General features: G+C 42.8%; 11 protein-coding genes. 7 read left to right on the top strand and 4 right to left on the bottom strand.

The window, feature by feature from the left end; genetic code table 11:
- Window positions 1-122 precede the first annotated feature (122 nt).
- On the top strand, window positions 123-839 hold the full coding sequence (locus ACTRWI_RS15390; protein ID WP_499132606.1) for a DUF1826 domain-containing protein: 717 nt from the start codon (window positions 123-125) through the stop codon (window positions 837-839).
- Between the two features lie 64 nt (window positions 840-903).
- On the opposite strand, the gene ACTRWI_RS15385 is transcribed toward ACTRWI_RS15390, so the two are convergent.
- Window positions 904-1,263 carry a VOC family protein gene (locus tag ACTRWI_RS15385; RefSeq protein ID WP_499132604.1) on the bottom strand — a complete coding sequence of 120 codons (360 nt, stop codon included), beginning with the start codon at window positions 1,261-1,263 and terminating at the stop codon, window positions 904-906.
- Window positions 1,264-1,341: 78 nt separating this feature from the next.
- Window positions 1,342-2,043, bottom strand: coding sequence for a helix-turn-helix transcriptional regulator (locus tag ACTRWI_RS15380; RefSeq protein WP_499132603.1), 702 nt, complete (start codon window positions 2,041-2,043; stop codon window positions 1,342-1,344).
- Window positions 2,044-2,358: 315 nt separating this feature from the next.
- Here ACTRWI_RS15380 and ACTRWI_RS15375 point away from each other — a divergent pair, with 315 nt between their 5' ends.
- Both ACTRWI_RS15375 and ACTRWI_RS15370 read left to right on the top strand, forming a co-directional pair.
- Window positions 2,359-4,245 carry a methyl-accepting chemotaxis protein gene (locus tag ACTRWI_RS15375; protein ID WP_499132601.1) on the top strand — a complete coding sequence of 629 codons (1,887 nt, stop codon included), beginning with the start codon at window positions 2,359-2,361 and terminating at the stop codon, window positions 4,243-4,245.
- Between the two features lie 620 nt (window positions 4,246-4,865).
- A complete protein-coding gene (locus ACTRWI_RS15370) occupies window positions 4,866-7,010 on the top strand; it encodes a TonB-dependent siderophore receptor (protein WP_499132599.1) in 2,145 nt (714 codons plus the stop codon).
- A gap of 627 nt (window positions 7,011-7,637) precedes the next feature.
- Here the strand turns inward: ACTRWI_RS15370 and ACTRWI_RS15365 are convergent.
- Window positions 7,638-8,489, bottom strand: coding sequence for an alpha/beta fold hydrolase (locus ACTRWI_RS15365; protein WP_499132597.1), 852 nt, complete (start codon window positions 8,487-8,489; stop codon window positions 7,638-7,640).
- A gap of 101 nt (window positions 8,490-8,590) precedes the next feature.
- Here ACTRWI_RS15365 and ACTRWI_RS15360 point away from each other — a divergent pair, with 101 nt between their 5' ends.
- Complete coding sequence (locus ACTRWI_RS15360; protein ID WP_499132596.1) at window positions 8,591-9,484, top strand: LysR family transcriptional regulator; 894 nt, start codon at window positions 8,591-8,593, stop codon at window positions 9,482-9,484.
- Window positions 9,485-9,497: 13 nt separating this feature from the next.
- Here ACTRWI_RS15360 and ACTRWI_RS15355 read toward each other — a convergent pair whose 3' ends face one another.
- Window positions 9,498-9,899, bottom strand: a complete 402-nt coding sequence (locus ACTRWI_RS15355; protein WP_499132595.1) for an ACT domain-containing protein — start codon at window positions 9,897-9,899, stop codon at window positions 9,498-9,500.
- A 474-nt stretch (window positions 9,900-10,373) separates the two neighbouring features.
- Here ACTRWI_RS15355 and ACTRWI_RS15350 point away from each other — a divergent pair, with 474 nt between their 5' ends.
- From ACTRWI_RS15350 to ACTRWI_RS15340, 3 genes are all read left to right on the top strand, one after another.
- Window positions 10,374-11,966: a S8 family peptidase gene (locus tag ACTRWI_RS15350; RefSeq protein ID WP_499132594.1), complete on the top strand. Its 1,593-nt coding sequence runs from the start codon at window positions 10,374-10,376 to the stop codon at window positions 11,964-11,966.
- Between the two features lie 466 nt (window positions 11,967-12,432).
- Window positions 12,433-13,248, top strand: coding sequence for a TauD/TfdA dioxygenase family protein (locus ACTRWI_RS15345; RefSeq protein ID WP_499132593.1), 816 nt, complete (start codon window positions 12,433-12,435; stop codon window positions 13,246-13,248).
- A gap of 311 nt (window positions 13,249-13,559) precedes the next feature.
- Window positions 13,560-15,338: an ABC-F family ATP-binding cassette domain-containing protein gene (locus ACTRWI_RS15340; RefSeq protein ID WP_499132592.1), complete on the top strand. Its 1,779-nt coding sequence runs from the start codon at window positions 13,560-13,562 to the stop codon at window positions 15,336-15,338.
- Window positions 15,339-15,493: the final 155 nt, after the last annotated feature.

Here is a 15,493-nt window from a genome sequence, read left to right as displayed (position 1 = left end):
TGATTATCTCCTGAGTTGTTTGAATATGTATTGTTATGTTATAACGTTGCTTTGATTTGTTCTTTTGGCAAACATAGATATTGCCTCTAGAGAATACGAGCGCGCAGCAAGGAGATGAGATAATGAATGCCGTTTTAGCTGAACCTTTGGCAACGAGTTGTAATCAATCGTCAAGTATTGATGGAACGCTAGCTCATCAAGGGCAGAAGGGCCGAAATCCATCTTGTAGTGCAGCTTCATACCCGACAGTGTTGGCTGACATTTACCAAGATGATATCAATGTTGCGATATGGCAGCGTAACTTTGATGAGAGTTTTGTATCTGAAATCAATGAATTTATTTCGGCTAACCCAAATTTTAGTAAGTCTGTTAGCGTGTCACCTGCAAACGCTTTCGACAAATTGGAATTCGCTACAGACGGAACAGCTTCAAAAGCCCTGCTAGAAAATATGGCTGAGCTGGTGGACATGTTCTGTTGCTTGTTTGAGCTTGAAGAAGTTGGTCTCCGCTTGGCTGTAATGAACAAGGCAATGTGTCCTCGCTTTCATTTTGACCAAGTACCTTGCCGATTAGTGACAACCTATCATGGCATTGCGACTCAGTGGTTAGAAAACGACTCGGTTGACCGTTCTAAACTTGGTCGTGGAAGTAATGGCCAGCCAGATTCAGCATCTGGCCTCTACAATGACGAGTCTGACATCCAGCAAATGGCCGCTGGTGATGTGGCGTTATTGAAAGGAGAGCGTTGGAGCGGAAATGAAAACCGAGGTCTTGTCCACCGTTCGCCTGTCACTTCATCTGAAGAAGCTCGATTGTTACTGACGATAGACTTCGGTTAGTTCTTTTTGGCTGATGAGCTAGATGAGATGAGCAAGCAACGGGAGTGTCGCTTGCTCTTTTCATTTAGGCGAAGATTCGAATGCGGTGGCCGTCTGGGTCAATCGCGACAAAGTTGATACCAAACACGGACTCATCTGGTGCTTGTTCGAACTGTATTTCTTTTGCTCTCCATTCTACATAGAGGTTTTCCAGAGCTTGTTTATCTGTCAATGCTATCGATAGCTCAGTGCCGCCACCTGTTACTTTGCTTATTGGCGTAAGAGTGTCAGATTGCTTGAGGGTGATTTTCACGTTGCTTGCAAAAGTTATGGCAGCAAACGTTGGTGATAGCAGTGTTGGCTCACAATCAAAGGCTTTGGAATAAAAATCCATGCTGCGGTGAATGTCAGTCACATAAAGGACAAATGAATCGATATTAAACATGGCTGATCCTAGTTAGGTTATCTGGTGTGGTGCTTCTTTGGACCACAGGAATATATCTCTAACTAGTGACAGTTTTTGTCAGTAGCGGATCACTTTGTCTGTAATCCCTTCCATGCTTTGCCACTCTTTGAGTAAGCTATTTCGTGACTTTGAATACTTTTCTTCTAGTATGGTCAATTCGTTAACCCTATCCAGCCTGAAGTTTCGATAAGCACTGCGTGTTTCACACCAAGCGACCAATACATAACAGTTTTCAAATACGCCGATCAGCATAGGCCATACGACCCTAGAACTGACTTTTGCCTTGGCGTCTGTATATTGAATTTGAGCTTTGTTTTGTTGCTTAATCGCTAACTTTATCTCCGACAGTTCAAAACCTAAATCTGCAACCCCAATGATTGAAGCAACACGAATGATATCTTCACTGCATTTAGCTTGATGGTTTGAAGGGAGCACGGCCGAGATCTTCGCAATCGCATTTCTAGCCGATTCACTGAACTCTCCATTAGCTTGCTTAGCGACCCATTCCGCTCCAAGTCGCAACACTTCTAGCTCTTCCGAGGAGAACATCATGGGTGGCAGGGTAAAGGTAGGTTTGAGCAGGTAGCCCACACCAGCTTCGCCATCGATTTCCGCGCCTTGTGCTTGTAGTGTTGCAATATCACGATAGATGGTACGTGTACTGACATTCAGTTCTTGAGCAAGGTGATCGGCAGGCACGGGATATTTGTGACAGCGCAATAATTGAAGCAAATCAAAGAGGCGTTGGCTTCGAGACATAAGAAAACTCTATGGGCATAACGACTTATAAGATTAATCGAATGATAGGGTAAACGCTATTTTGATTGTGATAGATGAAGTAATAGGCGTGGCAGATACCAATCACATGATACTGATGAATTAATATGAGACCCTTAGCGTATGATGTTCGCCCTTTTGCTTTGATCTGGATCTATCTTTTGGCTCACATATACCTTAAATACAATGCCTTAGGGCATTTTATAATTTATTTTAATGTGTAAAATATATCAGCTTGCTTTCTGCGTGGGAACGATTCTGTTTCCAGCGCTATTTATAAAAAATTATAGGTTTCCTATGTTAAAGAAACTCTCACTTAAGAATAAGCTGGCGATTTCTGCCAGTCTGGCCATCATCCTAGGGGGGATTTTGGTTGAAGCACTTTCATTTCGTGCTTCATTGCAGCGTTTGGATACAGAAGTTGAACAGCGTTTAGAAGGTGCATCGGCTTCATACAATCAATACGTATCGGATTGGATCTTATCCAAAGAGCGTGCGCTTACTTCTCTGTCTCAAGAGTCTCAAAAGGAGAGTTTGGTTACTCACCTTAAACAGGTTCGCGATTCTGGCTCTTTTGATAATGTCTTCCTGGCGTATCCTGATGGCTCACAAGAAAATGCTAATGGGGTAGTGTTACCACCGGGTAATGATGATCCTCGTTTGTGGGGCTGGTATACCAATGCAGTTGCTAATCCAAGTAAGGTTTTCATGGACAACCCTACGGTTGCGGCGGCAACGGGAGCGAATGTAGTGTCACTAGGCACCGCAATGCAACTGCATGGACAGCAGGTGGTATTGGGCGCGGATGTTGAAATAACCGATATTCTAAATAGCCTTGAGCAAGTGATTCTTCCAGGGGAAGGTTACATGTTTATCGCGACCCACAAGGGCACAGTTTACACACATGCAGATACTAAGCTACTTAACAAAGATATCAGTTCACTTGGTTTGAATTTTTCAGATGTGCAAAAGGCGTTGGTAAGCGGTAAGGACATCTCTATTGAGTTGAACGGTACCGACTATGTGCTGTATGCGCGTGCAATTGATAGAACCAATCTAATTACGATTAGCGTGGTAAATCATGACTCTTTAGTGGCGCCACTCTTTGATGCTGTTATCGGTCAAGTGTTGGTGACATTGCTAGTGGTGGTACTTTGTACGGTACTATTTAATTTACTTTGTACCATTCTATTCCGTCCACTAAATCATGTGTCTCAGGCTCTGGCGCAAATTGCGAACGGTAGTGGTGACTTAACTCAACGCATTTATGTTGATAATCAAGATGAAGTGGGCGAGCTTGCTCAAAACTTCAATACGTTTGTTGGTAGCTTACAGCAGCTAATCGGTCATATCCGTAGCCAATCGGAGCAGTTGAATAGCCAATCTGAACAGAGTGCACAGCGTGCAAACCTTTCGGTGAACGAGCTAAACCATCAACAGCAAGAAATCACTATGGTTGCAACGGCAGTCACTGAAATGGCGAGTGCAACGCAAGAGATCGCATCGCATGCAGAGCAAACCGCAAAAGCAGCGCAAGACTCAGCGACGAGCACCAACAGCGGTCATGCATTGGTTGTCGACACTAAAGGTTCCATTAATAACCTAGCGAATGAAGTGAACGAAGCGGGTAGTGTGATCAGCGATCTGAATAAACACGCTCAAGAGATTTCGACTGTATTAGCCACCATTCAAGGCATTGCGGAGCAAACGAACTTGCTTGCTTTGAATGCCGCTATTGAAGCCGCTCGTGCCGGCGAGCAAGGTCGTGGCTTTGCCGTAGTAGCTGATGAAGTTCGTGTGCTTTCTCAACGCACTCACTCTTCAACGGAAGAGATCAAGGCAACGATCGATGTTCTACAGCGCACAACAGCACAAGCCGTTGAACTGATGGAAACGAGCTCTAAGCTTGCACTACATTCTGTAGAAGATGCGGATCGAGCTTCTCTCGCGCTAGAAGAGATCAATACGTCTGTTGCCTTGATTAGCGACATGGCGACTCAAATTGCTACTGCTGCAGAAGAGCAAACCCATGTGACGGGTGAGATCACTCAGAATATTACGACCATTAAAGATGTGACTGACCACTTGGTGGTTGGTGCTCAGGACAGTTTAACTGAGTCGAATGAACTTAAGAGCCAAGCCGCTGGTTTAAGTGACAAAGTGGCGACTTTTAAGCTTGCTTAGGCGTTTAATGGACTGATGCCTGATCAGCCTGTCTGCGTTAAGCAATAAGCTAAAGCGACGTGCATTGCGTCGCTTTTTTTGTATGGGAAATAAGCTATCGATTTGTTCTTTAGTTTAGTTTGAAAAGTACGCTGTAACATCCAAATATCGGCGCTATTCGTCATAAAATGTCGATCACAGGTATGTCGAAAAGCTTGACTGACTTGCTCTGAAGGGAGATGGTATTAGCAATACTCTTCTTACGCGTGTCAAGCAGTTTGGCAACTCACATCGAATAGGTTAGCTCCACTCGCTGAGTTCCTAAAAATTCTCTTCTTATGGAGTAGAAAAATAGCAACTGATTAGCTCTTTTTACCTTTCGTTTTAATCTAGGTTAGTTCATGCCTTTCTCATTGAGCGTATTACTCTGAACGACCGAGTTGAATTAACGAGCGTCAGCTAGGCATGAATCTATCATGTAAATTTGGGTTTGAAGCAAACTATATGTTGCGGACACAGCGACCTAACCAATCTTTTCCAACTAATGATAAATAACGTAAATAGTGTAAATCTAATGCAAATGATAATTCATCTCATTTATTATTGCTGGCCTATACATTTCAACTTTTCTAGAGGCTGTTTTGAGTACTCCATCATCACTTTTTAAGTTATCGCCACTTCCATTGGCTATTTCTGCTGTAATTTCAATTCCTGCGTTTGCAGAGACTGTTGATTCCCCAAATGAGGATATCGAACGTGTTGTTGTTCTAGGCAGTCAGTTTAATCATTACAAGGCAGATGAAGCATTTGGTGCAATGCGAAGTGACATCAGCTTACTTGACACGCCACAATCAGTCGCTGTGATCCCTAGTTCAATGACTGATGAACAATTGGCGCACAATCTGGGCGATATTCTTGAAAATGATTCGAGCGTTACCGCTGGGGGACAAAAGTGGGGCTTTCAATACTTTAAAATTCGCGGGTTCGATTTAAGTGCAAGCTCTGGATATCTTGTTGATGGCCATCAACACTTTTCATATTACCAACACCCTACAGAAATTTTAGAGCGAGTAGAAGTACTCAAAGGTCCATCAAGTATGCTTTATGGTCAATCTGGTCCTGGCGGTTTGATTAACATGGTTACGAAGAAACCAACATATGAAAACATGGCCAAAGTGGGTTTTGACGTGAATAGTAATGGTTCTACTCGCTATAGCGTAGATGCAGGCGGTAGCTTGAACGATGATGAGACAATTCGTTACCGTACTGTACTTGCAAAGCAGGACTCTGTTTCTGCTAGAAAGTACAAGCAAAACGGCAAACACAATGAAGGCGATAAATTTGTTGGCTATTTGAACTTAGAGTTTGATGTTACTGAAGACCTACTATTGTCTCTTGCTTATAGTAAAACCAATGATAAATCAGGCATAGACGGTGGGCGTCTCGATGATGAAGGAAATCTTATTGGTAATCGAGAAACTATTTGGGATATGCCATGGGCGCAAACAGATAAAGAAGTGACCAACATTAGTGCCGATTTGATATATCAAATTAATACTGATTGGAAAGTTAAACTTGGGTATAACGAGCAACAATATGATCGAAACTATGTAGCCTCTCAACCAAATCAATGCAATAAAAATAATTGCTACGATGATATGGAAGATGGATATTTTATTAAACCATTTGATCGTTACGACGATTGGAATTTTCAAACGGGATATGTCGACCTAACGGGGCGAGCCTACGGTTTGGGATTAGAGCACCAGCTGCTTTTAGGTGCCAATATTCTTGACTACGATTATGCGCAAACACGTTATACATACAATGATGCAAACGGTAACAACTTCATCGAAGTTAAGCCTGGGGACAATGTAGCTAAACCGGATTTTTATAACAATAGCACACGGTCGACAAGCGATAGTTCATACAAACACTTTGGGTTCTACGTACAGGACTTGATGACTATCAACAATTACTGGAAAGTTTTAGCTGGTGTCCGATACGACGAGCAGCATAAAGAGGGTTATGGTAACAACAGCTATGCGGTTTCTCCAAAAGCCGGTTTGATTTTTAATCCTACATCGGATGGCAGTATCTACCTGAATTACTCGAAAAGTTTCATGCCACAGGGAGCGGTTAATAATCAAAGTGATGCTAATGACGGCCTTAACTTAAAACCTGAATACGGGGAGCAATACGAGTTGGGAGCAAAATGGTCATTATTTGACGAAAACTTATTAATAACTGGCGCTGTCTTTGATATTGAGGTTTCAAACATAAAAGTGACAGAAGAACTCGTTGATAACCCTAGTTTCGATCAAATCACGACTCAGTCTGGTATACAAAAACACCGAGGCTTTGAACTGGGTACACAAGGAAAAGCCACAGAAAAACTTTTCTTAGCTGGCTCTATGATGTATCTGGATGCTGAGTATAAAAGACCTGCAGACGATAGCCTGAATGGGAAGCGACCTGCTGATACACCAGAGTGGTCTGCGAATGTATGGAGTCGTTATGAAGTCAATGACCAACTAGCATTGAATCTTGGTGCAGTGTATGAAGGTAAACGCTTTGCTGATAACCAAAATACAGTATCTAAAGATGGATACATCCGTTTTGACTCGGGTGCTTCTTACAGTATGGATATTGCTGAGACAGATGTTGAATTGCGCTTAAATATTAAGAACCTATTTGATACTGAATACTTTGGCGGCGGCGGTAAAACGAGTACTACGGTCGCCGATGGCAGAGAGTTTACGTTAGGTGTCAATGCGACATTCTAAATAACCTTAACTTATTAGTATCTTTTATCCATATAGATTGTAGCCCTAAATGTCTGAGGGCTACAATCCACTCTTTGGGTGCATTACCTCCCAAAAGAAGCGAATATGAGCTTCTTTCGGGGCTGGGGGGAGGACAAAACCTGAGTAAGCACCAGACTTTAGTTATTATTCGCCGCTGAGCAAAGTTGTATGCCCGGGTCTGAATAGAGATGGCAAATTTCACCTCCAAATTTTCCATATGGCGTGTCCTTAAGTTTGGCTCTATTGCCATGTGCCACGCAAATCTGAGTGGTATACTTTGAACGCTAGGTTTTTCAGCTGGTCACACCACGAATTATTGCGGTTTTTCTACTTCGGTCTATCTTGCATAAGAAGTTGCGCTGCTATTTAGTATCCTTTCATGGTTAAGCATTTCATATGTAGCTAGCTTGAATTGTGGTTACGTTGTCACCGGTTGGCACAGAGGGGACAGGTGAGAATCCCTTTTCTTATCGAGCTCTTCAATATCTTTTAAGTTTACGTATGAAATGAGGTGCGAACTAGGCACCTTAATAACATCTTTAGTCTTGCTAATTTACTATTTTTTTGTGGTAGTCTGATTTGCCAGTAAAGCAGTAGTCTGTTTGTTTAACCCAGCAAGTGAGCACAAATAATATCAATAAACTCTTCTTGAGACTCAAGCATAGGGGTATGAGATACACCTTTAAGCGCTACTAGCTCAAGTGAGCGAAATGTCTCTTTTAAAGGCAACCACGTATTCAAAGGCGCAATGCTAAAATCAAGTTCACCAATGGCGACAGTGATATCCAATTGGTTAGCATTAGGCAGCGTCGCAAGATTTATCTTGCCAAAGACATCACCCCATAATGAATCAAGTAGTGCCGTATTAGTTGTGACTTGCTCCCAAAGGGGGAGTTCATCAAAACTAGGATCTGCCCAACGCATCGGCCCTAATCTACGGCACAAGTGCGCGAACTTTCTGTGAGGTTCTTTGTCTATGTCCTGTTTAAGTTTTCCAAGGCTTTGATCCAAAAGCTTCTTTCGCTCATTTGAGGCATTGTTCTCCCAGTGTATAAATTGCCTAGTTCTCATTGCCTCTGATAGATTTGGCGGAGCGCCGACAACCATGATTTTTTTAATCTGGATATTGGTCAAACTAGCGAAATGAAGTGCCATGTACGCATGCCCGGAATGCCCCAGAATACTGGTTTTACGAATATTGAAATAATCACAGATAGCTTCAATATCCTTGGAAATGATGTCTAGAGTGATGATGTCGTTCTGCTTGTCGTTGACGGTTTGGGCAAAGCCTCGATGATCTAGGTACAGACAAGTAAAGTGCTCATGAAGCCGTGTTGGAATCACTCTTTTGTAATAATCGACACTGCCAATAATCAATAATTTAGGGCCTTTACCATGCTGCTCTACTTTGAGTTGGTATCCATCGCGCTCAAAAATTTTCGATTTGTTTGTTGTCATAATGTGTTCTCCTCAGCGAATTTTCTGTACCTTATCGTGATAGATAATCCAGAAAAATAGGTTAATATGAGATTGAGTATTGCGATTTGTGGGATAATAAATTGGAAAGGATCGATAACGCTTGGTTGAACTCATTTATTTGTGTCTTTGAACAGAGCAGCTTTATAAAAGCATCTGAACGTTTGCTAATCCCTAGTTCAACGGTGAGTAGACATGTTCAGCAGCTTGAAGCTGAATTAGGCAATAAATTGTTCTACCGGACAACCAGAAAGGTGACGCCAACTTCGGCCGGTGAAATGCTTTACAACGAAATCCGAGAGCCTCTTCGTCAATTGAGCCAAACATTGCAAAACGTCAGCATTTCAACGGAGTCAATGAAAGGCAGTATTCGCGTGAGCTCACCAGACATCCCTTTGATTGGTGATGTTCTCGCCGATTTTGCTCTTAGCTACCCCAATGTTTCTCTTTTTTGCGAACACAGTACGTCGATAGAAAGCGCGTTAAACAGCGATCCTGATATCGTTATTAGTTTTGAGCGAGGCTCGCTTGATGATCGTGACTGGGTTTCACGGCAATTGTGTCAATGGGAGAGTTCGGTTTTAGCTTCGCCATCTTGTCTAGCGAAATATGGCTTACCGATCACAGTAGAGGAGCTGTCCGCAATGCCTTGTATTTCAAGTTACAAAGCTTTTGCTGGCAACCCCTGGATATTTAGTGGTCCAGAAGGCTTGAAGAGTGTGGTCATTAAGTCAGACATCAATGTTGATGGCGGGTTTATCGCTAAAGCTATAGCTGTCAAAGGGTTAGGTTTTGTGGCGTTACCAAGAGAATTCTGTCGAGATGAGTTGAACCGGGGCTCGTTAGTCGAACAACGGTTAGACCTTGAACTAGCCCCACTAACGATTTACATCCATTATCGGTCAATGAGCTATCACACGCATCTCACCAAGCTCTTGGTTAGCTTTATACGTGAACGAGCGAATTCATCTACTTAGAGCGCTTATGTTACTAGTTCGCTTCTGAGAATTCTCGAAGTGCGCTCATAGCTTGATCAGCTTTGTGCTTCTGGACGAAGATATGATCGTGATAATAACCTGCAATCACATTGGCACTGATACTGTACGAGCTAAGTTTAGTTGCGAAGGCGGCTGTCAGACCTACGGCTTCTAGGCTCGAGTGTACAGATAACGTGATCATGCTAAACACACCGTCGAAACTTAACTGCGCTTGAGTCGCCACTTCTTCTGTTAGCACTAAAGTTAACCCTTCTTTTTCTCGAAAGGTCGCCATCGGATTGAGGTGGGTATAGTCGGCTAGTCCTCCCTCTACCGTACAAAAAACATAATCACCTTCAATGATCTCAGGTGACATGGAATTTAACAGAATGTCTAAATCGGTAATGGCGGTCATCGTTTTCCCTGCGTAATCGCATTGTTTATGGTGTTGGGTAATGTAGCCAAGATAGAGGTAAGCTGTTGTCGAGTACAATTAATAATATTTATTCACTATAAGTACGGCTAATCGCATGTGTTTTTGATGCTGCATTTTTTAGTTTTTGCGGGATTTTTGGTGTGTTATATATCAATAATGGAGATCATACCTCTCGCATACACCATTTTTATCCAACCATTCGACTTTTGTTAAAATTAGAGCTTTTGATCAAATTATATGAAATGTGATTGCATAAGCTTTTCAAAATAGTTTGTCTCGACTCGAAGTTCTTAATGCGATGAATATAAATTAATAAGCAATCTCATTCGTACTGTCTTAGGTTGAATTTGTAACACTGTTGCTTCACGTATTGAGCGTATAACGCTAGCTGTCTGCATTTTCGTGTTTGTCGTAGGTAACAACCAACAAACCTAAAATCTCAAGGAAAAAGCTATGTTAAAGAAAGTATTAAGTTGTTGTATTGCAGCCACATTTGGTATTTATTCCGCATCAAGTTTGGCTCAAGGTTCTGCTTTCAATTCGATAGAAAACTCACAACAACCTATTGCTCCACTGATGTTGGCTTCATCAGATGACGCGATCACCGATCGCTATATTGTTGTATTGAAACAACCGCAGATGCTAATGAATGACGCGGTTGGATTACAGCAGTTTACCCAACAAACGGTAGGCCAAATGGCCAATTCGTTTTCAATCAAAACTGACGATGTTTTTGATCGTTCCATTATTGGTTTTGTGGCAAATCTAGACGCACTTCAATTAAAGCAACTCAGACGTGACTCTCGCGTTGAATACATTGAACAAGACCAAATCCTCAGTATCGATCCTGTTGTTTCAAATGAAGCCGTTCAAAGTAACGCGATTTGGGGTTTGGACCGAATAGACCAGAGAAGTCTTCCTTTAGACCGAAATTATAATGCCAATTTTGATGGTTCTGGCGTAACGGCTTACGTGATTGATACGGGCGTTAATAATAATCATGAGGAATTCGGCGGTCGCTCGGTTTCTGGCTATGATTTCGTGGATAACGATGCTGATTCGAGTGACTGTAATGGGCATGGTACCCATGTTGCAGGAACGATTGGAGGCAGCCAGTACGGTGTGGCTAAAAACGTTAACATTGTTGGGGTAAGAGTACTTAGCTGTTCCGGTTCAGGAACCACATCTGGCGTGATATCTGGTGTGGATTGGGTAGCGCAAAATGCATCAGGGCCTTCAGTCGCCAATATGAGTTTAGGTGGCGGGCGATCAACTGCATTGGATAGCGCGGTGCAAGGTGCAATTCAATCCGGAGTGAGCTTTATGTTGGCGGCGGGTAACTCAAATGCCGATGCGTGCAATTCATCGCCGGCTCGTGTACCAAGTGGTGTGACGGTGGGCTCAACAACCAGCTCTGATTCGCGTTCTAGTTTCTCAAACTGGGGCAGCTGCGTTGATCTATTCGCACCGGGATCTCAAATCAAGTCTGCTTGGTATGATGGTGGCTATAAAACGATTAGCGGAACTTCCATGGCGACGCCACATGTTGCCGGTATTGCTGCCTTGTACTTGCAAGAAAACAACGGCTTAACACCTCTTCAACTTTCAGGGTTACTGAACTCAAGAGCCTCGGAGAATAAAGTTTCTGACACAAGAGGAACCACCAATAAACTGCTGTATAGTTTGACTGATAGTGGTTGTGAACCGGATTGCGGTGGTCCAGCACCTGGACCAGATCCAGATGGAAAACTAGTTTCTGGCGTGCCGGTTAATGGACTGAGTGGCAGCCGAGGACAAAAGGATTACTTCTATATGGACTTAGAACAGGGCCAACAGCTGACAGTGGTCACCATTGGTGGTACAGGCGATGCGGATCTGTATCTTCGTTTCGGGGATAAACCAACGCTTAGTACGTGGGACTGCCGACCTTACCGATCGGGCAACAGCGAGACTTGTAAGGTGGATGTCACCCAAAGCGGCAGATACCACATTATGTTGAATGCATACTCGGCTTACAGTGGTTTGACGCTCCAAGCAAACTTTTAATTTTAGGTTTGAATGATGGTTTCAGAAAGTGACTCATTAGTTTAGTAAGTTCAGAAGCCAGATAGCCAAAGCCTACCTTGTTGTGGGCTTTTCTTTTGGTTGTAGCAGGCAAAAAAATATGACGTTGCTTTATCAGATTGATAAGCAGGAATTTACGTCTACTTAGACAAGCTTTCGGTTAAGTCTCAGAAAAGCTTGAAGCTTGTATGCTAGATTTAGTAGTGATACACAACTGGAGGTATCGATGATCTGGCTTTCGATGAAAGTACTACAGATTGGATTTGTCCACGGATACAGGAAGTATCAACAAACAATCAGAGCGCCAGTGTAGGGCCTCTTGTCTTTTGTTTTTCGAATAAACCGGTTTTATTGTGCGTGGTAAGGAAAGATAAATCGGTTCTGTCCGGTTTAATAACGAGTCGCTACATGACTCCCTATTAATATCTCTTAACCGATAAGCGAAAGTATGTTGAAAATTGAACCTATTACCCCTCACATTGGCGCTCGTATTGATGGATTAAATCTTTCGGATTGCAGAGAGAGTGAACTCGATGATTTGTACCAGGCACTTGTTACTTATCAAGTTATTTTCTTGGGTGAACAAAGCCTCTCGCCTGAACAACACTTAGCGCTTGCAAAGCGTTTCGGAGAGCTCGAACCCGTTCATCCTTTCTTTCCGCGTGTAGAACAAGTCCCGCAAGTCAGTGTGATAGAAACTACTCGAGGTAATGCGCCAATGGAGAGTTATTGGCATACCGACTTAACCTGGCGGGAGCTACCATCTAAAGCCTCTCTATTACATGCTCAATATGTACCGGATGTCGGTGGCGACACGATTTGGTGTTCGATGACCGCAGTGTTCGATTCATTAGATGAAAGCATGAAAGACAAGCTAAGAGGCTTATCGGCAACGCATTCGTTAGTCGCGTTTGAGGGTATTGAATCGGACCCAATTGAGCTAAATTGGCATAAGTCACTGCTGAAAACCGCGCAAGAAAACCCGCCAGTAGAGCATCAGTTAGTACAAGTTCATCCAGAAACGGGCAAAGAGACGCTATATATCAACGAGCAATTTACTCGTTACATCAATGAACTCAAACGTGAAGAGAGTGATTCACTACTTCGCCAGCTTTTTGAAATTGCACGACGACCAGAGTATCAAGTGCGTTTCAAATGGAGCAAGGGTTCAATGGCGATATGGGACAATAGAGTCACTCAGCATTATGCTGTGATTGATTACTGTGATACGCCAAGAAAAATGCACCGAGTAACAGTGACCTAAGGTTGTAAATCAAGTATAAATCGAAGCGCTTAAATATTTTGACTCATCGATTAATGTGATTTATTTTTAGCGCTAATGTTCAACTAAAGACAAATATAAGGAGGATTTTTATGAAAGTGTGTGAATTTAACTTCGCGCATATTTTTTGGTACGACCAAAACTCAAGTTTTAAAAATATCGTGCTGCGATAACCAAAACTTGAGCGAAGCATTTCAATATAACTTTCAATAGAGTTTCTTCACTCTAGTTTACTTGGTTGTTGTCAGCGAATGACAACAGCGCTTTGTTGCGCTTGAAACTTGAGTAAACAAATGACTACATTAATATCTACATCATCCATTTCTTACGATCTAACATCATGCCGATTATTTGATGGGCTTTCCTTTACCATTAAGAAAGGTGACCGCATTGGCCTTATTGGCAGTAATGGCTGTGGCAAAAGCACCTTATTACGTCTGTTAAACAAAGATTTACCTGACTGTGTAGGGAATGTTTCCTTCGCCTCGAATGCCGTAGTTGCCTTGATTGAGCAACACTTACCTAAGCGACTGTTAAGTTTCTCAATGCTCGATGCTGTGACCGATAACCTTCCTTTAAACATGCAGCAAACAGAGCAATGGCGAGCGCAAATTACTCTTTCTAATTTAGGTTTTGATGAAAGCTATTGGAAAAAGCCGGTAGGCACTTTAAGTGGCGGTCAATACGCGCGAGTGTTACTCGCGAGAGCATTGGTTCTTGAGCCAGATGTCTTGTTGCTAGATGAACCAAGTAACCACTTAGATCTACCGACGTTACTTTGGTTAGAGCAGTTTCTGAAAGATTGGAGAGGTACGTTTGTCATGGTTTCACATGATCAAAGATTACTCGACTACGTCACCGATTCTACATGGGTGTTACGTGACAAAAGGGTACTTACCTTTAGCCAAAAGTGCACCGAAGCTCGAAAAGCATTGGAAGATAAAGACCTAACGGATGCGGAAAGGCAACAAGCAGAAAAGAAAGAGATCGATCGTATCGAAAAGAGCGCTCATCGTTTAGCGATTTGGGGGCGTGACTTTGACAATGAAGGTCTGTCACGAAAAGCAAAAAGCATGGAAAAACGCGCCGAAGGGTTACGCTCGACCATGACACGTTTGGATTCTGTAGAGCCATGGACATTAAGTTTGTCCGGTGAACCCATGAAGGCCAATCGAATACTTGAATTGTCAGAGGTGCCAATTACCGCCGCTGACGACCAAGCGCCACTGTTTGAAGTGCTGTTCCAGCAGATAAAGAGTGGTGACCGTGTTGCTGTGCTAGGCAAAAATGGGGCGGGTAAGTCGTCTCTTCTGAAAGTATTGTGGGCGAATTATCAGGCGTCTCAACTTAGAGATAATGGTTATTTTCATCCAAATGCCGAAGTCGGGTATTACGATCAAAGCCTACACCAATTACGTGATGACCATTCACTAATAGATTCACTTTACTCATTTTATCCTGTTTCGCAGGAAGCTAGAAAAATGGCTTTGATTAGCGCGGGTTTTCCCTATGAAAGACACGAGCAAAAGGTCGCAGAGCTTAGTGGTGGCGAGCGTTCTCGACTGCTGTTTGTTGGACTATCGCTAGCGAAGTATCACCTCCTATTGCTGGATGAGCCCACTAACCACCTTGATATTGAAGGTAAGGAAGAGCTGGCGAATTGCTTAACTCAATTCGAAGGGGGGCTACTGTTGGTCAGCCATGATAGAGAGTTGGTCGAAAAATCATGCAATCGATTCTGGTACATCGATGATGGTCAACTTATGGAATTGACTTACTTAGATGCGGTGTATGAAGCGATGTCTGTTATCCATCAAGGCAAAAACGCGGAATCTTGCTCTGCTTCGATTGAGTCTAACTCTATGGTCTGTGTCGATTCTGGTTCTGAGCGGCCTAAAACAGATGATCAGCAGTCGCAAACTGATGAAGAGGGTCTTTTAGAAAGGCTATTAGAGCTCGAAGAATTACTCAGTAAGGATCAAGCTCGTAAAGCAAAGCATCAGAAGCCTGATCTGCAAGTGAAATGGCAGCAAGAAATAGTTCGGATTAATGCCATGTTGGAACTGAATTAGCCTGGCTTGTAATGAACTGGGTATAACAGTGCTCAATATCTATTGTTAAGTAGGATTCGGCTCTATAGTGCTGCATTGGCTAAAGAGCCTTTTATTACGACTTAATATAGAATAAAACACAACAGTTAAGTTAGTCTCGCAATCTCAATCAGGCG

The organism is Pseudoalteromonas sp. G5_S1_14_S5 (assembly GCF_054968605.1).
Note: the sequence above shows the minus strand (reverse complement) of the source record. Positions and strands in the feature narration are given on the sequence as shown.

Coding starts and splice junctions, on each gene's coding strand:
- ACTRWI_RS15385 (WP_499132604.1), bottom strand. CDS start 1,263: ATGTTTAATATCGATTCATTTGTCCTTTATGTGACTGACATTCACCGC.
- ACTRWI_RS15365 (WP_499132597.1), bottom strand. CDS start 8,489: ATGACAACAAACAAATCGAAAATTTTTGAGCGCGATGGATACCAACTC.
- ACTRWI_RS15350 (WP_499132594.1), top strand. CDS start 10,374: ATGTTAAAGAAAGTATTAAGTTGTTGTATTGCAGCCACATTTGGTATT.
- ACTRWI_RS15375 (WP_499132601.1), top strand. CDS start 2,359: ATGTTAAAGAAACTCTCACTTAAGAATAAGCTGGCGATTTCTGCCAGT.
- ACTRWI_RS15340 (WP_499132592.1), top strand. CDS start 13,560: ATGACTACATTAATATCTACATCATCCATTTCTTACGATCTAACATCA.
- ACTRWI_RS15390 (WP_499132606.1), top strand. CDS start 123: ATGAATGCCGTTTTAGCTGAACCTTTGGCAACGAGTTGTAATCAATCG.
- ACTRWI_RS15380 (WP_499132603.1), bottom strand. CDS start 2,043: ATGTCTCGAAGCCAACGCCTCTTTGATTTGCTTCAATTATTGCGCTGT.
- ACTRWI_RS15355 (WP_499132595.1), bottom strand. CDS start 9,899: ATGACCGCCATTACCGATTTAGACATTCTGTTAAATTCCATGTCACCT.
- ACTRWI_RS15345 (WP_499132593.1), top strand. CDS start 12,433: ATGTTGAAAATTGAACCTATTACCCCTCACATTGGCGCTCGTATTGAT.